General features: G+C 37.4%; 20 protein-coding genes. 6 read left to right on the forward strand and 14 right to left on the reverse strand.

Features of this window, described 5'->3' with window-relative positions; genetic code table 11:
- Positions 1-308 precede the first annotated feature (308 nt).
- Positions 309-530 carry a hypothetical protein gene (locus JUJ52_RS19870; protein ID WP_026682803.1) on the reverse strand — a complete coding sequence of 74 codons (222 nt, stop codon included), beginning with the start codon at positions 528-530 and terminating at the stop codon, positions 309-311.
- A 263-nt stretch (positions 531-793) separates the two neighbouring features.
- Here JUJ52_RS19870 and pdaB point away from each other — a divergent pair, with 263 nt between their 5' ends.
- Complete coding sequence (gene pdaB, locus JUJ52_RS19875) at positions 794-1552, forward strand: polysaccharide deacetylase family sporulation protein PdaB (protein ID WP_026682802.1); 759 nt, start codon at positions 794-796, stop codon at positions 1550-1552.
- Positions 1553-1631: 79 nt separating this feature from the next.
- Here pdaB and JUJ52_RS19880 read toward each other — a convergent pair whose 3' ends face one another.
- Positions 1632-2288, reverse strand: coding sequence for a KinB-signaling pathway activation protein (locus JUJ52_RS19880; protein ID WP_026682801.1), 657 nt, complete (start codon positions 2286-2288; stop codon positions 1632-1634).
- A gap of 165 nt (positions 2289-2453) precedes the next feature.
- On the opposite strand from JUJ52_RS19880, the gene gerD reads away from it, so the two are divergent.
- The gene (gene gerD / locus JUJ52_RS19885; protein ID WP_205389418.1) at positions 2454-3095 is read left to right on the forward strand and encodes a spore germination lipoprotein GerD; all 642 of its coding nucleotides are present in this window, start codon (positions 2454-2456) and stop codon (positions 3093-3095) included.
- A 138-nt stretch (positions 3096-3233) separates the two neighbouring features.
- Here the strand turns inward: gerD and JUJ52_RS19890 are convergent, their stop codons facing one another.
- Positions 3234-4292, reverse strand: coding sequence for an Mrp/NBP35 family ATP-binding protein (locus tag JUJ52_RS19890; protein WP_121604320.1), 1059 nt, complete (start codon positions 4290-4292; stop codon positions 3234-3236).
- A 127-nt stretch (positions 4293-4419) separates the two neighbouring features.
- Positions 4420-5151, reverse strand: coding sequence for an N-acetylmuramoyl-L-alanine amidase CwlD (cwlD, locus tag JUJ52_RS19895; RefSeq protein WP_205389417.1), 732 nt, complete (start codon positions 5149-5151; stop codon positions 4420-4422).
- 204 nt (positions 5152-5355) lie between these two features.
- On the opposite strand from cwlD, the gene JUJ52_RS19900 reads away from it, so the two are divergent.
- Positions 5356-5793: a DUF948 domain-containing protein gene (locus JUJ52_RS19900; RefSeq protein ID WP_121604319.1), complete on the forward strand. Its 438-nt coding sequence runs from the start codon at positions 5356-5358 to the stop codon at positions 5791-5793.
- A gap of 678 nt (positions 5794-6471) precedes the next feature.
- Here JUJ52_RS19900 and JUJ52_RS19905 read toward each other — a convergent pair.
- From JUJ52_RS19905 to JUJ52_RS19915, 3 genes are read right to left on the reverse strand one after another with little or no spacing between them, the layout of a single operon-like run.
- Positions 6472-6702 (reverse strand): hypothetical protein, encoded by a 231-nt coding sequence (locus tag JUJ52_RS19905; RefSeq protein ID WP_026682796.1) that lies wholly within the window; start codon positions 6700-6702, stop codon positions 6472-6474.
- The gene (locus JUJ52_RS19910; RefSeq protein ID WP_246484927.1) at positions 6683-7147 is read right to left on the reverse strand and encodes a DUF948 domain-containing protein; all 465 of its coding nucleotides are present in this window, start codon (positions 7145-7147) and stop codon (positions 6683-6685) included. The genes JUJ52_RS19905 and JUJ52_RS19910 overlap by 20 nt, the downstream gene beginning before the upstream one ends.
- A gap of 2 nt (positions 7148-7149) precedes the next feature.
- Positions 7150-7626 carry a DUF948 domain-containing protein gene (locus tag JUJ52_RS19915; RefSeq protein ID WP_051388451.1) on the reverse strand — a complete coding sequence of 159 codons (477 nt, stop codon included), beginning with the start codon at positions 7624-7626 and terminating at the stop codon, positions 7150-7152.
- Between the two features lie 129 nt (positions 7627-7755).
- Here JUJ52_RS19915 and JUJ52_RS19920 point away from each other — a divergent pair, with 129 nt between their 5' ends.
- On the forward strand, positions 7756-8607 hold the full coding sequence (locus JUJ52_RS19920) for a YihY/virulence factor BrkB family protein (RefSeq protein ID WP_121604317.1): 852 nt from the start codon (positions 7756-7758) through the stop codon (positions 8605-8607).
- Between the two features lie 169 nt (positions 8608-8776).
- Here the strand turns inward: JUJ52_RS19920 and JUJ52_RS19925 are convergent, their stop codons facing one another.
- The 7 genes from JUJ52_RS19925 to JUJ52_RS19955 all read right to left on the reverse strand — a co-directional run bounded on the left by JUJ52_RS19925 (position 8777) and on the right by JUJ52_RS19955 (position 16661).
- Positions 8777-10174 (reverse strand): efflux RND transporter periplasmic adaptor subunit, encoded by a 1398-nt coding sequence (locus JUJ52_RS19925; RefSeq protein WP_051388450.1) that lies wholly within the window; start codon positions 10172-10174, stop codon positions 8777-8779.
- Complete coding sequence (locus JUJ52_RS19930; protein ID WP_026682793.1) at positions 10174-10848, reverse strand: hypothetical protein; 675 nt, start codon at positions 10846-10848, stop codon at positions 10174-10176. The genes JUJ52_RS19925 and JUJ52_RS19930 overlap by 1 nt, the downstream gene beginning before the upstream one ends.
- 235 nt (positions 10849-11083) lie before the next feature.
- Positions 11084-12283, reverse strand: coding sequence for a trans-sulfuration enzyme family protein (locus JUJ52_RS19935; RefSeq protein WP_121604316.1), 1200 nt, complete (start codon positions 12281-12283; stop codon positions 11084-11086).
- Positions 12284-12352: 69 nt separating this feature from the next.
- Positions 12353-13000: a GntR family transcriptional regulator gene (locus JUJ52_RS19940; RefSeq protein ID WP_026682792.1), complete on the reverse strand. Its 648-nt coding sequence runs from the start codon at positions 12998-13000 to the stop codon at positions 12353-12355.
- Between the two features lie 156 nt (positions 13001-13156).
- Positions 13157-13615: a GNAT family N-acetyltransferase gene (locus tag JUJ52_RS19945; RefSeq protein WP_026682791.1), complete on the reverse strand. Its 459-nt coding sequence runs from the start codon at positions 13613-13615 to the stop codon at positions 13157-13159.
- Between the two features lie 247 nt (positions 13616-13862).
- A complete protein-coding gene (locus tag JUJ52_RS19950) occupies positions 13863-15773 on the reverse strand; it encodes a vWA domain-containing protein (RefSeq protein ID WP_121604315.1) in 1911 nt (636 codons plus the stop codon).
- 15 nt (positions 15774-15788) lie between these two features.
- On the reverse strand, positions 15789-16661 hold the full coding sequence (locus JUJ52_RS19955; RefSeq protein ID WP_026682790.1) for an ATP-binding protein: 873 nt from the start codon (positions 16659-16661) through the stop codon (positions 15789-15791).
- 242 nt (positions 16662-16903) lie between these two features.
- Here JUJ52_RS19955 and JUJ52_RS19960 point away from each other — a divergent pair, with 242 nt between their 5' ends.
- Both JUJ52_RS19960 and JUJ52_RS19965 read left to right on the forward strand, forming a co-directional pair.
- Positions 16904-17833, forward strand: a complete 930-nt coding sequence (locus tag JUJ52_RS19960) for an L-lactate dehydrogenase (protein ID WP_374489031.1) — start codon at positions 16904-16906, stop codon at positions 17831-17833.
- A 49-nt stretch (positions 17834-17882) separates the two neighbouring features.
- Positions 17883-19454, forward strand: a complete 1572-nt coding sequence (locus tag JUJ52_RS19965; RefSeq protein ID WP_026682788.1) for an L-lactate permease — start codon at positions 17883-17885, stop codon at positions 19452-19454.
- The last annotated feature ends 31 nt before the right edge of the window (positions 19455-19485 follow it).

The following is a 19485-nucleotide window of genomic DNA, read 5'->3' on the forward strand; positions in this document are numbered from 1 at the left end:
TGGTTGTTTTGTTCAGTTTTCAAAGATCAATTTTAATGTTTTGTCGTTTTTTGCGACAAGATATAATTTATCATGATTCCAAGTGATTGTCAACATGTTTTTTAAAATATTTTTTGATGAAAACTATTTTATAATGTGTTGCGTCATTTGTTGACAACAAAAAATAATATAGCATATAAACGTCTGGACTTCAATAGTTTATTTAAAAAAAGTTTATTTAAGTTCAATAAATTTAAAGAGTCCTTCTTCTGTTAGAAAGTAAAAGAACCCCCAATACTTGAAATACCTATGGAGATTCTTTTAATTTTTTATTGATTCTCACTGCGTTTCGGCATATATTTCAAGCACTCATTTTCGTTAGCTACTCTCCGAAATAATTGAAATAGGATATTGTATCTTTCCTTCATTGCTCGTTTAACCATATGATCAATTCGATGATCTTCTAGATCCATTAGCAACTCTTCCAATTCTCTTCTTAATAAGTATTCTACTTCTTTTTGTTCTATCTCATTGATTAACAATCCTAACAATGCGTTCACCTCATATTTCAATTCAGGTTATCTTTACCTTTTAAAAAAACAGTTATATCAGATTTATTCGCAGAAATGGTTGAATTTTGTCGGTTGTTCCCTTTTCTTACGAGAAAATTCCTTCTACTGCATACTATTCCCAAAAAAATCAGATTTACATCCGTAAAACAGAACAATTTTACTAAGTTTTTTTCATTACTTGTTCTTATTTCATTCTTCTCAGCATAGCTTTTTATAAAGGACAAGTTATAAGGAGCGGTAGAATGGAACATTTCTATGTATGGCGATTTAATAGATGGAAACGCTGGCTTGTTGTGATTTTATTTGCCTTATTTACTGCTACGTTTATTTGGTTTGAAAGAGATGGAAGTTTTTCTGTATTCTCTAATAAAGAACCAACTGCACTAACGAAAGGCAATGCAAACGAAAGTGATATTGCTTTGACATTTAATATTAGCTGGGGAGAGGAAAGAGTATATGATATATTAAAAACCCTTGAAGAAAAGAATGTACAAGCTACCTTTTTTGTAAGCGGTGAGTGGGCTGAAAGACATCCAGATATTTTAAAAAAGATAACAGAAGGCAAGCACGACCTAGGAATATTAGGTTATCGTTACAAAAGTTATCTTGATCAAGATATAGAGGAAGTACAGAGAGATTTAAAAAAGGCGAGAGAAGCCTTTGATAAATTAGGTTACGATGATGTAAATTTATTACGCCCACCGAGTGGCCATTTTAATAAAGAGATCATTGAAGTAGCTGAAAACATGGATTATAAAGTTATTCATTGGAATGTCAATCCTAATGACTGGAAAAATCCTGGGACTGATTCTATTGTTGATACCGTAATGAAGAAAACTACTAACGGAGATATCTTGCTATTCCATGCATCAGATTCTGCAAAACAAACGGCAAGTGCGTTGAAGACGATTCTCCCAGGGCTAAAAAACAAGGGCTTCACCTTTGTTTCAATTACTGAATTAATTAATCAGGCACATGCTGAACCAAAATTAGTGGATTAAGCCATTGGCTGAAAATCTTTTCACTTCTATATGTAACGCTTTAAAACGCCGGTATGCATCATATACCGGCGCTTTTGATTTATGCTTTCTTTGGGTTCACATGCTTCTTCTGACTTGATCTGTTTGCTTCCGTTGAAGCCTTTACAGAGTCACTATTATTTATTCGATGTAGTGCTAATAGCTGATATGTATTACATGCAAGTAAAGGAATAATCATAAGCCAAGCATAATCTGTACCTTCTGTTCGAAGCCCAGGTACCCATTCAACTGTTGTAATAACGACCATTAAAAATAGAGCTGGAATAAAAGCCTGTCGATTCGTTTCTTTTGCTTTAATCTTCGCGACAATCCAACCGTATGCCAAAATGGCAACAGCCATCAAGATAAACCAATAAATAGCTACCTCACCATCTGTAGCTTGATAAGGAAAGTAAACTAAATCAAATATAACAAATGCTATAAGCAGAACTTGAACGGTTGACCAGAAAGACCGAAACATTCCTAACCCAAATCGATTAATAAATAAATATGCGAAAAAACCAGTTTGACTTATAACACTAAACACTAAACCAATACCTATAAAGAAAATAACTAAGCCAAATAATTCCATTACGTTAAACGGTTGAAGGTTTGCTGCATAATCTTCAGCTTTTACAAAAAAACTGGTTAACAATCCAGCTAACCCACCTATGAACAATGTTTTAAAAAAGAAATGCACCAATTTTCGACTATTCAAAACTGCTTCCTCCTACCACTATGTAAAATGACCAATAATTAACTGTCTCTATTTTAAGCTGTTTAAAGGTATTTTATCATGAAGGGACACTTTTTTCCTTCCTAAAGCGAATATTTTTCATTTCTGTCACTCATATTAAGTAAGAAGAGGAAGGAGGATTTCCTAATGATTCGATCCATTTATTTAGCCGTTATCATGATATCTGTCATCTTGATTAGTGGCTGTAACGGCGGAAATGCCTCTGAAAAGGAAGGACAGTATGAGACAACCAAAAAAATGGTTGTTGATATATTACAGACTGAAGATGGTAAAAAAGCACTACGAGAAATTATGACAGATGATACCATGAAACAAGAGCTAGTCATGGAATCTGATGTAGTGAAAAAATCCATTAATGAGGCCCTTGTTTCTGAAAAAGGGAAAGAAATGTGGACAAAGCTTTTTCAGGATACGGATTTTGTAAAAGAATATACAAAATCGATGAAAGATGAACATATAAAGCTGATTAAAAGCTTAATGAATGATGCAGACTATCAGAAACAAATGCTCGAGCTGTTACAAAACCCAGAGATGACAGAACAGATGCTAGAAGTAGTAAAAAGTCAACAATTCCGCGCTCACTTAGAAGAAACCATTCAACAAACATTAGAAACTCCACTATTCCAAGAAAAAATGCAGGAAACATTGTTGAAGGCTGCTGAAAAACAAAGCAAAGGTCAGCAACAAAAAGGCGGAGGCGGAAGTGAAGAAGGCAACCAAGAAGAACAAGGAAGCGAAAGCGGTGGCGGATCTGGCGGGGGACAATAGCCACACATTGTAGCACTTTCTTTATTTAGATTAAACAAGCGGCATTGCAGATATTAAAAAGCGGACGCCAAAGCGACCGCTTTTTCATTATTATTATAACCATGCCTTGAATTACTATTGATTTCTGGTTATGCCGTACTATTCTTCCAGCATCGCAACAATTTTTGAAGCTATTTTGTGATATGCTTGTCCATTCGGATGATCCTGCTGGTAAATGGAAGGAGCAAATTCATCTTCTTCCTCATAAGGCTGCTGTAATGGCAATTGACCAAGTACTTTTGTTTTAAGCACTTCAGCAAGCTTTTTACCTCCACCTTGACCGAATACATATTCTTTTTCACCAGTAGCCTTACTTTCAAAATAGGCCATATTCTCAACGACACCAAGAATTTCATGATCTGTCTTCAACGCCATTTGTCCTGCACGGGCAGCAACAAAGGCCGCTGTTGGATGAGGTGTAGTAACAATTACTTCTTTACAGGTTGGAAGCAATTCATGAACATCCATAGCAATGTCACCAGTCCCCGGTGGTAAATCAAGTAGTAAATAATCTAAATCGCCCCATTCTACCTCTTTAAAGAAACTGTTCAACATTTTACCGAGCATTGGTCCGCGCCAAATAATTGGTGAGTTATCCTCAACAAAGAAGCCCATGGAAATTACTTTTACACCGAATCGTTCTACCGGAATAATCTTCTCACCACGTACAGCCGGGCGCTCCTCTACTCCCATCATATCTGGAACACTAAACCCATAAATATCAGCATCGATAATTCCTACCTTTTTCCCTAAGCGCATTAAAGAAATTGCTAAGTTAACGGTTACAGTAGACTTACCAACGCCACCTTTACCACTTGAAACAGCAATGAATTTCGTATTTTTATGACCACCCATTAAAGCAGCCTCTTGCTCTGCTTCAACTGCTGGCTGATACTTCTTAATGATATCGTCTGGTAACTGTTCGAAACGCAAGCCAACCGTTACAGCTCCATTTTTCTTTAGAATGCCTACAATTTCCTGTTGAAGCTGCATCTGCTCAGCTGTATTCGTTTTAGCAATACCAATTTTAACACTGATATGCTTCTTATCTTCCTTAATAGTCACTTCCTTTACGCCTTCTGTTTTCTCAAGCGTTATATGTAAAAACGGATCTTTAACAGGGTTAAGCAGTTGTATAACTTCATCTTTTGTTAACACAATAAATCACCATCCCTTTTAAACTGTCTGCCCTTATTGTTATTTCATTCAAGGCTAGTATAACATAAAACATAGAAATTCTAAGTAATATGCTGTGTAATAAAAGGGATAGTAATCGTTTTCTTAGCTAGTTATCCTCTTCTTCTTTCATATCTTCTGTGGCATACCTTAGAATACCTTCATAGATACTTGCTGCCATTTTTAGTTGATAGTTCCTATCCTTCAACAATTCCAGCTCTCGCTCATTAGATAGAAAACCTATTTCTACCAAAGCCCCGGGAACTTCGGCATGCTTTAACAAATATACGCTGTTAATAGGTAATGGTGTACGGTTCGTGTTTTCTAAATTGCGAATAATCTCAGACTGAATCATTTTGGCTAAATGCTTATTCTCATCCATGCCCGGAAAATAAAATGTTTGCGCTCCGCTCCAGCGAGAGGATGGCAATGCATTTAAGTGCATCGTAATAAAAAAGTCTGCTTCTTTATCCTTTATAAACGCTAGCCTCTCTCGAATATCCTCTGATTTTCTTCTCGCTAGTCCTTTGGTATCTTCCGCAGCTAGGTCTTTATCTTCTTCACGTGTTAGATAAACCAATGCTCCAGATTGTTGCAAGTACTTTTGCAGTTTTTTAGACACTTCTAAGGAAATATCCTTCTCTAGCGTATCATCCTTACCTACTGCCCCCCCATCTGGTCCGCCATGTCCTGGATCAATAACAATCGTTTTTCCAGATAGCGGTAACGACCATGATGAGCCTACCCACGAGGACTCATTTTTCTGAATCGGAAATTGAATAAGAAATAGTAATAATAGTGCACCTAATCCCCATATGACTATCTTCATAATATGTTTCATGACCCTCGTCCCCTTTTTTTATGCTTTTCTATTTTATGGGACATACCGGTAAAATATGCTATTACATCCTATGATCCACCGTTTACTTTTTATGGTTTCGTGGTATATTAAAGAAATACATAAGAAAATATCAAAACACCCAATTTGTAGCACTGAACTAAATCGGTGCAAGCTGTATGTATTTTCATGAAAGGGGTAGAAAAAATGGATTGGTTAGGTATTGGTGTTGTTATTATTGGAATAGCACTTTTCGTACTTGTAGTTATTTTAATTAAACCACTTAATAAACTTGCTGGGATATTAAATAATTTACAGAAAACAACTAGTGGTCTTCCTCAACAAATGGAAGAGCTTACTTCTCAAGCTACTGAAGCCCTACGATCAGGGAATGACACGCTTCATGAAGTAAATCAACAAGTTAAAGAATTAACTCCCATATTTCAGTTAGTGGGCGATGCAACAAGGGCAGCCAATTACGCATCCTCTTCGCTAGTAGATGCTGTCATGAAAGTGAAGAAGGACACAGATGGAAATGAATTTACTAAAAGGAATCATTTGGAGGGTATTTATGGGCTTGCCACTTTGGCCTACTACATTATTCAGCAAAGTAAAAGACGAAATACAATAGACATGGAGTCTTAAAAGGCATTACTTATGAGAACACATATTTGATATAGGGATAATGAGACCACTTTAGGGTCAATTATCCCTTTTTTAATTGTATCTATTCGATTAAGAATTTCTCTTAAATGCTATCATCACTTATTTTTTTGAATTATGAGGGGGAGTGAATATTATATATTATAAAATGCGGGATCATACGTGAATATATCTATTGTAAAACTAAGGATAGGTCATACAAAGCTATAGCCACTATCTGTACAAGAGGGAAACATATACGGCACTCCCTTTATGAAGCCAGCGGATTTTCATTTCAAGAAAAAAGAATCACAATGACAGAAACAGAAGAAAAACAAGTTTCTTTAAGATATGCAAGGCAACTACGATTAAAACCAAGAACAAAAGCGCAAGCGTCCGATTAGAAACGTAGCGACTGGTGCAAGTCAACGGAGTTAAAGGAATCACGGTGAGTTTGCGAGCCGATGATGACTGTAGGGCGATTCGTGAAGTCGTATCGTTTCTGGGCGCTGAAGCCGGAAGCGGCTCAACGCATCCCTATTTATCTACATGGGCTAATTTTTTAATTTCCTAAACTATTAAAAAAAGGGGTTGTCTTAAATCAACCCCTTGGCCTGACCTTCCTACAGGTATATGAACATATGTAGTAAGAATTTTTACTGGATGTTCCTACTCTACATATCAACGCTTCAGCTTTTGTTGGATATCCTTTTTCAAGCCATCAATCTTAATTGCACGAGCTTGACCATCTTGATATACTTTTCTCTCTATTTCCTTAGCTGTTTCCCAGATAGAACGCTTTTCCTCTATCCCCTGCTTTGTCATATTGCTTTTCACAAACCAACCTACAGCTATGCCAATTGCTGCTCCGGCTGTAATTACACTGACGCTTTTACTCGTTATGTTCGTCATTTAATGGTGCTCCTTCATGCTGATCTTTCTTATGCTGTCTACGTTTTTGCAACCAGTAGTATCCAAGAGCAAATGTTCCGTATAAACCACCAGCTTTATTTTTATTAGTTACTTCCTTCGTATCTTCCGTTTTTTGCTTTAACGATTCCGTTACATCAACCAAGGATGAGGAAAATTTCCGAGTTACATTTCCAACATCACCGACAATATAAAATAACGGACTTAACTGTTTCATTTTTTCATTTATATCTGATAAGGTATGGTTACTTTCTTCTATTAAATTAGTGGTTTCCTTAAAAATGGAATTCATTTGATCCGGAAGCTGATTCACCGTTTTCTCGACACCATGAAGCACCCCCGCTAAATTATTTAATACATGTGCAATAAAAATAGCAATTATTAAACATGCAATCCCAATTAATAATACTCCAATACCTGTTAACATGATTATCCCTCTCTCCCTGAATGATTGTTTGATACATCAGCTGCTTCCTCTTGCTTATTCTGGGTAGGTGTATGCCGCTTCCATTTATCAAATAAATAAAATGCTGTTTCAGCCCAACGAATACCTTCAATATATGGTTTTGTCTTTTGCTCCATTTCGGCATCTGTAAGCTTAGAATTATTTTTCATTAATACATGATTTATCGTATTGATCGAGTTACCCATGTTCTCTACAGTTGCAAACACACTATCAGTTGCCTTCATTTTTTCTTCTATGTCGTCCATCATTCCATTCGTTTCTTGTAACATATGTGTTAATTGTGGGGTTACTTGTTGCATTTCTTGCCCAACTTCCCCTAATGTATTTCCCATCGTTCTCAGTGTTTTAGACACACGATGTAATACTAAGGCAATATACCCGACCGTTAATGCAAATGCAATACTAATCATTAGAATAGCTATATATATAATTCCTTCCAATTCGAACATCCCCCTTCCTATACATGCATTATACCACTTGAATACGCGAATAAAACGTATTGTGCTTTGACGATTACATCATGGAAATAATGGGTATATGGTAATTAAACTACATATGGAGGAACGTATATGTCAAATATAAAAGCAATTGCCAAGCAATTTACAGCAAAATTCAAAAGTGATAATGTTCCCTTGTTAGCAGCTGCCTTAGCCTACTACTTCTTATTATCTATCGTACCATTATTTTTAGTTTGCTTTGCCTTAATTCCATATTTTAATATACATCCTGATGATGCCATTACTTTTATTGAAGGTGCTCTACCTAATGAACTTTCAGCTATCTTCGAAGAAAATATTGTTCGACTTATCGAAACACCACGTGGTGGTCTACTTACCATTGGAATAATAGGAGCTATATGGTCATCTTCAGCCGGGATGAATGCCTTCATTAAAGCAACTAACGAAGCTTATGAAATGAATGAAACAAGGAACTTCCTCGTTGTTCGCATCATTGCACTCGGCCTCACCTTAAGTATGATTATAGCATTGGTTGTTGCCATTATCGTACCCATTTTTGGAAATGTCATTCTCCAATTTTTAGATTCCTTATTCTTCTTTTCTGCTACCACTGCTTTGTTATTACAAGTGCTTCGATGGACTGTTAGTCTCATTATATTATCAGGATTCATTCTTATTCTATATCGTGTTGCTCCGAATAAACGACTCCCTTTTAAACATATTATTCCCGGAACCATAACAGCTAGCTTTCTTTGGCAGGTTATCTCGTTAGGCTTTTCCGTATATGTCAGTAATTTTGGGAATTATTCTGCTACATATGGTAGTCTTGGTGGCATCATCATTTTATTAATTTGGTTTTTCCTAACTGGAATGATTCTAATAAGTGGTGCCATTATTAATGTTATATGCCATCAGAAGCAACAACAGTCAGATGATGAGAAGATTCTCACATCATCAATGTAAAAAAGCAGCCAAAAAGGTTCGTACAGATGTAGCAACTGGATTACGCGAGAAACTCCAGCGAGAAGAACGGCTGCATTAAGCCTCGCACCGAGTCGTATTTACTCCCTAGGAGTTGAACCACCTTCCGGGGGCTGGTTTAGGATGAGAGTTGTCTTTTAGGACAACTCCTCTATCGCGATAAGAAGCCTATCAAAAAGGGCTCGTACCAAGCAGTATCGCGAGGAGAAATGATACGCTTCCAACTATGGTCCCACTTAATTGGCGTTATAAATGTTGCCTGCTGCCGAAATTGACTTTCTGGATCCGCTGCAACTGCATCTCCAACAGTCACGCCAGAAGTTATCTCTAACATAGAATTCATAAGAATTCCCGTATCTACTTTCTGCTTCAATAAATTTCCCTCTTTTGTCATTTTCCATACATTACCTTGAGCGATCATATCTTCATATAAGACTGTTGCCTGTTCCGATGATTTCGTAATAATTGTTACATCTGCATGATAGCCAGGTAATAATGCTTGTTCAATCGACGCTTCCTGATTCTCATTATCTTTGGTAGATGCTTCCGTACCATCTGTTGTCTTTTCTTCCGTCTGATCCATTGTATCAGACGAACCGACAGCTTCCGGGTTTTCTACTGTTTCTTCTTTCTCTTCCTTCGCACCTTCCATATTTGCCTCTTCCTCATCTAATTCAAACGTTGCAGCAAAAGGGTAGATACTATCATCTTTTACAGTCACATTCCCTTTTGGAGCATCACTTACATGATTAATAGTACCTTCCAGACTTATATCTTTCTCGGAAATGCTAATCTCAACGGGTAAGCCTGCTTGTACAAGCGTACGCTCTTGTTCCGTCAACTCCCCCTCAGCATGTAGAGATGCACTTTCAATCGTTATAATTGGATCTTGCAATGAGGAAGATACCGATGCAACTCTACCTTCATATGGACTTTCCACCGTAATCGTATCACCCGTCGTTTGAAGCTCTTGTAATTGATTGTTAATACTTGTTAACGCAGCATTTTTTTGTGCCAATTCTTTTTCCTTTTCTACAATATATTGCTCTTTAACCAAATTGGCTTGGATCGGATCTTGTGGAAACTCTACACGCATTTCCTCCGATGTTATTTCTAATGATGGGGATGCTTCTGTATTTGTTTGCGGAATCTGATAAGCTCTCATTTGTGTAATCGCCTGTTGAATAGCAGCAATTTCACCCTCTACCTGATCTGCTTCTTGAATGAGATTCGACTCCGCTTCATAATAATTGTCTACCGTATAAGAAAAAAGTGCATCTCCCGCACTAACTTGGCTCCCCTCTTTTACCAGGAATTCATTAAAGCTTCCTGTTTGAGGATCAAAGTAAACGTGGTTCGCTTCCGTAGCAGCTAACACCCCAGAAGTATGCAACTTTTCTTCCATATCCATCTGATTAACCTGAGACCAGTCAGAGATATAAGCAATTCGATCTACTTTTTTTTCATCATCGATATAAACCAATACAAAATTAACACCAATAAATAATACAATAGCGACTTGCAGAAAACGTTTTTTAGCCTTTTGCATTATCCAAACCACCCATTCAAGATGTATCGATCAGTATATGCTATCAATGCAGCAAGAATCCAATAACACATATGTAATCCTATTACAATAAGCCAAAGCCACTTTTTCTTTATATCTGATAAATAACCTATGTATTTGACTTGAAAATAAATAATCCAGAGCTGAAATAATGAAATGGCTCCGAAAAAATAAATAAACAGCGTATTGTCGAAAAGGTATGATGCAATAATCCCTAGAGATAAAGGAGATACATACCAATCTAGCCCATTAAAAACTGCTAACGGAATCCATATTAGTCTTTCAATTAAAACTACCAATAAGACAACCTGTTGCATGATTAATAGTTTCCGATAAGGTACTCCTGTAATAACATAGAAAATCAATGAAGGTATAAACAACACTAACGCTGTAAATAAAACTGCAAAGGCTACCCTTCCTACCAGAAACCAAAATTTTTGTTGCTCATAGATTAATGGCTTTAGCTCCATAGCTCCTGACGAAAGAAGATTTGTTCCTATGCCTACGTAGGCCATCCAACCGTATAAGATGACAGTACATAAAAGAAGTAAGAAATTCATTTTCCACAGATTTTTTATTTTCTCTGCTTTCTTTACTCGAAATAAATGATCTTCTATGGAAAACAGAAATTTACCCATGTTGCTATAATAAGTCATCTGCTACATCCCTCTTCTATATTTCAATTATCAGAATTACAAATATTGCCTTAATTTTATCGTAGAATCGGATAAAAATCTATTGTTTTTGTAAAAATTGACAAGATCCTACAACATATGAAGTCAAAATGCTACGCTTATAATCAATGATAGAATGGCCAAAAGAGATAGCAAAATAAGCTTTGGCGAAAAAATGCGCTCGTCCTTACATAAGGAGCAAGCGCATATACCTTCATTAATTTACTATTTTTATACTTGATTGTACTCTATTCAATGCTTGTCGTATATCATGAATAATGTCTTCACTGTCTTCTAAACCTGCTGATAGGCGGATTAGACCATCTGTAATCCCGTACTTCAAACGTTCTTCAGGTGGAATTGACGCATGTGTCATCGAAGCAGGATGCTGAACCAATGTTTCCGGGTCGCCCAAGCTAAAAGATATCATAGCTAATTTAAGATGGTTTATAAACATTTTTCCTGCTGGGCACCCTCCTTTTACTTCAAATGATACAATTCCTCCCATCCCACGCATTTGTTGAATTGCTAATTGATGTTGAGGGTGCGAAGATAGACCTGGATAGTGAACTGTATCAATCATTTCATGCGTTTCTAAATACTCCGCTATTTTTTGAGCATTTTCACAGTGCTTATTCATACGTAACGCCATTGTTTTTATTCCTCGAATTATCAGGAATCCATCCCAAGCATTTAATTGTTGACCAAGATCACCTGCAATTCTCTTTCGCATGAATTGAATAGTGGATGCATTACTAATAATCAAACCAGCTAATACATCTCCGTGTCCGTTCATATACTTCGTTGCACTATGAATGACAACATCGGCACCTAATTGTAACGGATTCTGTAGATACGGGCTCATAAATGTATTATCAATAATTAAAGGAATATTATAACGCTTACATAAATTAGCAATTGCTTTTATATCAAGCACTGTGAGTCTCGGATTCGACGGAGTTTCAATATAAACAGCTTTCGTATTATCCCTTAAAGCACGCTTTATAGAAGATAGCTTCGTACAATCTACAAAACTAACATCAATTCCAAAGCGTGGGGCAAGAGAGTGTAAGAAACTAAACGTACCTCCATAAACATCCTTTGTTACTATTACATGATCACCATTTTTTAAAAAGGTTAATAATGCTGTGGAAATTGCCGCCATTCCACTAGCTAAGCCTAAACAGGCTTCCCCACCTTCTAAAGCCGCTACTTTCTTTTCCAAGGTCTGTACAGTTGGATTACCATACCGCCCATAATAGATTCCTTCCCGTTCTCCTGAAACTACATCTGAAGCTGTTTCTGCATCTGGAAAAGCATAAGCTACAGCAGGTGTAATACATTGTGTGATCATCCCTGTCTTAGCATCTGGCTTTAAGTTCTCATGAATTAGTTTCGTATCTCGCTTCCAATCCATATTCTCTCTCCTTTCACTATCTTACGTTTTGTATAATTGTATACAATTATTTTTAGATGGAAGCATAAGTTAATATAACTCCTCCATCTTTTTAATAGCAGTATCTAGACTTTTCATAACATGCTGCTGTGAAATAAGTTCCGCTTGATGCGCATCGCCTTTTATCATATGGTCTAATATTAAAGCATGATCATCTAGCTGATTTTCCGTTGAATCTGTTGTTTGTATTAGGCCTAACCTTCGATAACGATTTATATGATTATTTAGTGTAAGTAGAATTTTCTTTGCCGTTTTATTTCCACTTAGCTCATATAAGTAAGAATGGAACTCCATACCGTATTGAATATGATCATCTTCCAATCCCTGCTTTTTAGCCTTATTTATCAGTAGCGTTATATTCTTTAAATGGTAAATATCTTTTTCTGTAGCATGTTTTGTCGCATCTCTAGCGATTTTACCTTCTAATATACTGCGAATCTCAAAAATTTCCCTTGCCTCTGTGATAGAAAGTGGCGCAACCTTTAATCTGCCATTCTGTTTTCTTACCAATAATTCTTCAAATTCCAATTGTTGTAATGCGGCACGTAGAGGTGTTCTGCTAACTTCTAATTCCTTAGCAAGACTTTCCTCAATAACGTCCTGATTAGGCTCCATTTGCCCACAAATAATTTTGTTTTTTATCTCCTCATATACATAATCCTTCGTTCCAAGACGCATTTTACTTCACACCCTTCCTATCCACCACTTGTGATTTTGTATAATTGTATACAATTATTTTGTGCTAACTCTACCCAAATGTCAATAAGAGGTTCATTCTTTATAGACTATAATAAAAGAAGCGACGTTGATAAGCCGCTTCTCCATCAATAGTTATTAAATGGTACTTGTATCTCGTACCATTACCAATCCAGAGACAATACCTGAATGATCCTCTTCTCCATTAAACCGGAAACCCAACCGCTCATATAAGGCCTGCGCCTTTGTATTATCTCGTGTGACACTTAGATAAATCATTTCTGTATCATATAGTTCTTCAATATGCTTGAGAAGGATTGGCAAAATCTTTGATGCATAACCAAGTCCCTGGTACTTCGCATCGATCATAAAACGATCTAGCCAAACGTCACCTTCTCGTTTTACTTGACCATACATAGCATAGCCAATTGCTATTTCTCCATCATATAATCCTACAGATTGCCATTCCGATTCAAACATCGATTGAACAATGGAGAGCGCATTACTCTCAATGTAGTCCTGCTGATTTTTCTTTACCGAAAGACAAGCAATCGTTTGCCAGTTTTCAGTCGATACCTCACGTATATGGAGGTCCATGTTCCCACTTCACTTTCTTCAATATGTAAACATCATACACGTTTATCTCACATATAACCGGCAGTAACTCTCCCACTTATCAATATTGGGGGATCGACTGCCAGTACATGTCCGATTGGTTCAAAAGCCTTTAGCTCATACCCCTGTGATACTATACAGGAGATAAATTAATAAGTTAACCTAGAAGCTTGCCTACAAAACTAAGTTCTATTTAAGGGTGCTTTCATAACAAAATGGATCTGTTTTTTTATATTACTTTTAATAATAATTTTTTCAGAAGTGGTGCAAAGTGATCAGGAAGTTCGGAAACGCTTGGAACGAGAATACGATGCTTACCATAAATATTCTGCATTAGCTTATCTGCCAACTCATCTACTTCACCATCAGCGAGAAAAGTACCAATGACTTCCATTCCTTTTTTTCGCGCCTCCAGAACTGCAAGATTTGTATCGACAATGCCATTTTGATTATAATTAGCTGCTGCTGGTTCCCCATCAGAGAATACTAGTAAAAATTTATGTTTTTCACGGCGGGCCTCTAATTGCTCTGCTGCTACTCGAATACTAAATCCATCACGATTATCTTCTTGAGGCTCGAGCTGCATAATTTTTGGTCCATTATTTTGGTATAAGGAATCGGAAAAGGAGTGAATGATATGAAGATAATTAGGCTGGTAATGATCCGTTACCTCCATAGCATCTTCCCAGAATCCCATGATAGAATGTGGGATTTGAAAGGATTTAAGCACTTCATGAAATAGTACAATTCCTCGCTTTGTTTCTTCCATCTTTCCATGCATCGAGGCAGAACAATCTACTAGCAATGTAAAAGCGGCATCTAATTCCTTCGATTCTTGATTCTTCTTATAGAATATTCGTGGCTTCTCATCAAGCACCATCGGCAATAATTTTTTAGACAATCTGCCAATCATTAAATCCTTTCTTGCTGCATTCTTCTTATGTTCCAGTGTTTTTGTTATAATCGTCGATAGCTTGCGCTTATAGTTTTCAATATCTTTCACAAAATCAAGATATACATTAATATCCGCTTGGGAAGGAGGGCTTGATTGTTTGACACATTTTACCGCATTCTTATTTGCTTCCCCATATATTGCATCTCTGCCGCTTCCTGGCTTTATTTCTTGTTTATCCAAAGTGTCTAAATCTGAGTAATCCTTATTTTTAGTTTGTCCTGATGACCCTTGAATCGTTCCCATTGCTTGATCACCATCTTCTGTTTCTCTGGCACCATTGCCCATTATATTCGTTTTAGTACCAACTTCTAATTCAAATTGCAGAAAGGTCTGCTGTCGATCACTATTCTCATTTTCCCGATGCCAGGTGGAAAACTGTTCATCCATATATTCATTTTTCTCTTCGTCCAATTCTTCGCTATCCTCATTTGCAAGCTCATCCGTCCTTGTTAACTCATCAAATAATGTGTTTTTAGTATATTTATCAATATGATGAATGGGAAATACAAAATAATCATGAATTGTATCTACGTATCCTTCATGAAGACGGGAAACAATTTGCTCGACAATCCCTGAAACAGCTTGTGTACTTCTAGCTTCATATACAGAATAAATAAGTGGCTTGACCTTATTTAATTGCTCAAGCTGTGATTGTGAAGCTCTCGGAAAATTAGGGTCTGGGCTATTCGATTGTAAAGTTAAATAAATCAAGCAAAATAATTCATCTAATGCTAGGCCCCTTGTAACATGTGCAGCACGTTCATTTTCAAATTTATGTTTATAGTAATTTTTCCGAACAGTAAATACATGCTTTGTCCCCGGGCGTTCTTGCTTTATTTTCTCCTCTAATCGAATATCTTCAAATAATGCAAATAGTTGAGAAGCGAATTTTGGCAACGAAGATTCATTTACGGTGTGTAAAAATTCCTTCATAGCCTGTATATCAGAATAACGAAACGATCCAATTGTTCGTAAAAAAACATCCGATTTCAAGCCAGCCACTTTTACATTCGGACTGGTAGTATCCCAGGTTCTGCTTGCGGTTACCTTCCCATCTAATAAATCAATATAAGAACCAAAACTATACTCGAATAATAGCTCGGGATTACTGGATAAAACCGTAGTCAGATCCTGCAATTGCCGAAATAAATTAGTATCTACTTTAGAATCATGAAAACGATACATCGTATAATCTCCTAACTAGAATAAGGTTGCCGCCAGATTCAAGACAAACTCCCTCTCCCTATCTTCTTCCAGTTTATCAACAATGGCTCGTTGAATCGCTCGTTCCGCAGGAATAAGGACACTTAAGTCACATGCATCTAGTAAAGCACGAATAGACGCTGCATCTTCAGCTATTTTCCCTTGAACTACGGCTTGAATGAGGTCAGCTGACAACGTAACAAATAAGTCAATGGTATGCTCATCATTAAGTTGCGTATTCTCTTGAATCAGTTGCTTTAGTTGCTCACCTTCGATATAAGGTATTTCAATCACAACAAAACGGTTTTTTAATGCCTCATTGAGCGGAACGGTACCAACATACCCTTCATTAATGGCAGCAATTACATTAAACCCTTTATTGGCAGACACCAGTTCATTTGTAAATGGATTCGTTATCGTTCGACGATAATCCAAGACTCCGTTTATTAAAGGCAATGTTTCCGGTTTTGCCATGTTAATTTCATCAATATATAAAAATGTGCCATGTTGCATCGCATTAATGACAGGTCCTGAAACAAATTCGATAACCTGCTGATCATCTTTATTTGCAAGTGTTTTAAAGCCTAACAGGCTTTCAGCGTCTAAATCAACGGAGCAATTGACACTAAACATCGGTTGTTGAAATAGCATAGAAAGTGTTTCAGCAAATTTGGTTTTTCCAGCACCAGTTGGACCCTTTAACAGAATGTTTTTCCCCATGCTGAGCGCTGAGATGGCATCTATTAATAATTCTTGATTCGGCGGCATATAACCACCCTCACCAATTAATTCCTGAAATGCGTTGCTATTCCTGTTATAGCTATTCAATAGTTCTGTCATTTTGTCTGATAATTCATAGTTCGTACGCATACATAAACTCCTTTCAGAGCTATTGTATCTTTTTTTATGAGAAAAACAAAAGTTAGCTGTTTTATGACGCTATTAAAGGATAGAGATGAGAATTAACTAAATCACAAAAAAGCAGTATGTAACTCTTCACTATATATTACACCAATGAATTAACATACATCATATTGTGAAAAAATCACAAATGTATTCATGAATCTATGCTGGGGATAATACACAAATGAAAATGTCGGGAGGTAATGAATATGAGTGGAATTTTAAGTAGTAAAGTGGTGCTAATAGGTACAGGAGCGGTTGGGTCCAGTTACGCGTATTCATTGATAAATCAGGGATTGAGTGACGATACCATACTAGTGGATATAAATAAGAAAAAGGCTCAGGGAGATGTAATGGATTTGGATCATGGGATTGTATATGCACCTAGTCCCATGACGATCCGGTATGGGACTTTTAAAGATTGTAAAGATGCGGCGATTGTGGTTATTTGTGCTGGCTCAGCACAGAATCCCGGAGAGACAAGACTAGAGCTGGTGCAAAAAAATGTAAATATCTTCAAGTCAATAGTGGATGAGATTATGAAATCCGGTTTTGATGGTATTTTCATCGTAGCAACGAATCCGGTTGATATACTGGCTTATGCTACATGGAAATTCTCAGGCCTTTCAAAAGAGAGGGTCATAGGTTCAGGAACGGTCTTGGATACAGCAAGATTTCGAAGCCTGTTAGGAAGAGAATTTGGGATCGCTCCTATAAGTGTTCATGGGTATATTATCGGTGAACATGGTGATTCACAGCTTCCGGTTTGGAGCTCTGCTAATATTTCAGGCACACAAATCACTACCAAGATATCCCATGAAAGAAAAGAAGTGATCACCCAACAGGTTAAGGATGCTGCTTATCAAATTATTGAAATGAAAGGTGCGACCTATTACGGAATTGCAATGGCATTAGCGAGGATCACGAAGGCGATCCTGCGGAATGAGCAGGTGGTTTTACCAGTTGGTACGCTACTCGAAGGAGAGTATGGTGTCAATGATGTATATATCGGCGTTCCAGCGGTTGTTGACCGAAAAGGGGTTAGAAATGTGATTGAGCTCTCGCTGGATGAAAGAGAACAAGAAAAATTTGCGATCTCTGTACAACTATTGCAAGACTTTCAACAGAAGATAGGGTAATAGGGCAAGCTCATCATCCAATCATTCTTACTAAAAGGGAGTCATTTGTATGTTAGTTGAAAGTGTTAATCCGTTCGGTCATTTAGGAATCACAGCGATGGTTGCAGCCATTCCCGTTTTGTTATTTCTCTTGAGCCTGACTATTTTTAAAATGAAGGGCATACATGCAGCTATATTGAATCTTGGTGTAACGTTCATAATCGCACTGTTTGTCTTTAAGCTTCCTATTGAGGAATCGGTGGGCAGTGTCGTACAAGGTACCATAATCGGAATATGGCCGATTGGCTATATCATTATAATGGCAGTATGGTTATATAAAATTGCCGTTATATCCGGAAAATTTGATGTTTTACGAGGAAGTATCGCTGGGATTTCACATGATCAACGTCTACAGCTTTTATTAATTGGGTTCTGCTTTAATGCCTTCCTGGAAGGTGCTGCAGGCTTTGGTGTACCAATTGCCATCTGTGCTGTGCTCTTGGTTTCCCTGGGATTTAAACCTTTGCAGGCAGCCATGCTGTGTCTAATTGCAAACGGTGCTTCCGGTGCTTTCGGTGCCATTGGAATTCCTGTTGGAATTATTGATACATTTGCACTGGAGAATGTGACATCCATGAAGGTTTCCGTGATGACAGCCCTTACCCTACCAATCATTAACTTTACGATTCCATTCTTACTTATTTGGCTCATGGATGGATGGAAGGGAATCAAGGAAATATTCCCTGCTATTTTAGTGACGGCAGCGACCTATACTGTGTCACAGGCAGTCATCACGATCACCATCGGTCCAGAACTTGCGGATATTATTCCTTCTCTCTTAACGATGGGGGTATTAGCACTGTTCTTGAAGAAGTGGCAGCCGAAGAACATCTTTTTGCTTGATGATTATAAAAATAAGAGAGAAACCTATTCCATTGGAGAAGTGGTAAAAGCATGGTCCCCCTTTTATCTGTTGACCTTTTTTATCATGATTTGGAGCCTCCCTGTATTTCAAGGACTATTTGCAGAGGGGGGTATACTAGAATTTTCAGTTGTGAAGGGACTTATACCAGGTTCAACCATACCAATAACTGTCGATTTGCTCGGGGCCACAGGGACAGCAATCTTATTATCTGCCTTGACGACGGTGATCACTACGAAAGCCATCCACTTCAAAAAAAGCTGCAAGCTTCTGGGAAAAACCGTGGTTGAATTTAGTATTCCTATCGTCATGATCTGTGCCATACTAGGAATTGCCAAACTCATGACCTATGCAGGAATGACAACGGCGCTTGGTGAAACAGTGGCTAAAACGGGACAAGTATTTCCGTTATTGTCACCAATTCTTGGATGGATCGGTGTATTTATGACAGGCTCTGTTGTAAACAACAACACCCTATTCGCACCAATCCAGGCAACAGCGGGAAATATCCTAGGTACTAACCCATCTCTACTGGTTGCTGCGAACACAGCCGGAGGAGTCATGGCTAAACTCGTTTCGCCACAATCCATTGCGATTGCAGCAGCAGCCGTAGGTGAAACAGGAAACGAGGCCACACTCATGAAAATGACTCTTAAATACAGCTTTGCATTGCTCGCATTCGTTTGTATTTGGACATTTTTATTGTCCTTAATCTTTTAAAGTGCAATGGAATAGCGACAGAACCTAGTAG

Source organism: Virgibacillus sp. AGTR (genome assembly GCF_016919725.2).
Classification (GTDB): Bacteria; Bacillota; Bacilli; order Bacillales; family Amphibacillaceae; genus Virgibacillus; species Virgibacillus salarius.

What these genes read in the sequence shown, in the direction of transcription:
- JUJ52_RS19910 (WP_246484927.1), bottom strand. Translation starts at nt 7,147, where the DNA reads ATGTTAACAGGTATTGGAGTATTATTAATTGGGATTGCATGTTTAATA.
- JUJ52_RS19935 (WP_121604316.1), bottom strand. Translation starts at nt 12,283, where the DNA reads ATGGATTGGAAGCGAGATACGAAACTAATTCATGAGAACTTAAAGCCA.
- JUJ52_RS19925 (WP_051388450.1), bottom strand. Translation starts at nt 10,174, where the DNA reads ATGCAAAAGGCTAAAAAACGTTTTCTGCAAGTCGCTATTGTATTATTT.
- JUJ52_RS19900 (WP_121604319.1), top strand. Translation starts at nt 5,356, where the DNA reads ATGGATTGGTTAGGTATTGGTGTTGTTATTATTGGAATAGCACTTTTC.
- pdaB (WP_026682802.1), top strand. Translation starts at nt 794, where the DNA reads ATGGAACATTTCTATGTATGGCGATTTAATAGATGGAAACGCTGGCTT.
- gerD (WP_205389418.1), top strand. Translation starts at nt 2,454, where the DNA reads ATGATTCGATCCATTTATTTAGCCGTTATCATGATATCTGTCATCTTG.
- JUJ52_RS19940 (WP_026682792.1), bottom strand. Translation starts at nt 13,000, where the DNA reads ATGCGTCTTGGAACGAAGGATTATGTATATGAGGAGATAAAAAACAAA.
- JUJ52_RS19945 (WP_026682791.1), bottom strand. Translation starts at nt 13,615, where the DNA reads ATGGACCTCCATATACGTGAGGTATCGACTGAAAACTGGCAAACGATT.
- JUJ52_RS19950 (WP_121604315.1), bottom strand. Translation starts at nt 15,773, where the DNA reads ATGTATCGTTTTCATGATTCTAAAGTAGATACTAATTTATTTCGGCAA.
- JUJ52_RS19965 (WP_026682788.1), top strand. Translation starts at nt 17,883, where the DNA reads ATGTTAGTTGAAAGTGTTAATCCGTTCGGTCATTTAGGAATCACAGCG.
- JUJ52_RS19920 (WP_121604317.1), top strand. Translation starts at nt 7,756, where the DNA reads ATGTCAAATATAAAAGCAATTGCCAAGCAATTTACAGCAAAATTCAAA.
- JUJ52_RS19955 (WP_026682790.1), bottom strand. Translation starts at nt 16,661, where the DNA reads ATGCGTACGAACTATGAATTATCAGACAAAATGACAGAACTATTGAAT.
- JUJ52_RS19960 (WP_374489031.1), top strand. Translation starts at nt 16,904, where the DNA reads ATGAGTGGAATTTTAAGTAGTAAAGTGGTGCTAATAGGTACAGGAGCG.
- cwlD (WP_205389417.1), bottom strand. Translation starts at nt 5,151, where the DNA reads ATGAAACATATTATGAAGATAGTCATATGGGGATTAGGTGCACTATTA.
- JUJ52_RS19905 (WP_026682796.1), bottom strand. Translation starts at nt 6,702, where the DNA reads ATGACGAACATAACGAGTAAAAGCGTCAGTGTAATTACAGCCGGAGCA.
- JUJ52_RS19930 (WP_026682793.1), bottom strand. Translation starts at nt 10,848, where the DNA reads ATGACTTATTATAGCAACATGGGTAAATTTCTGTTTTCCATAGAAGAT.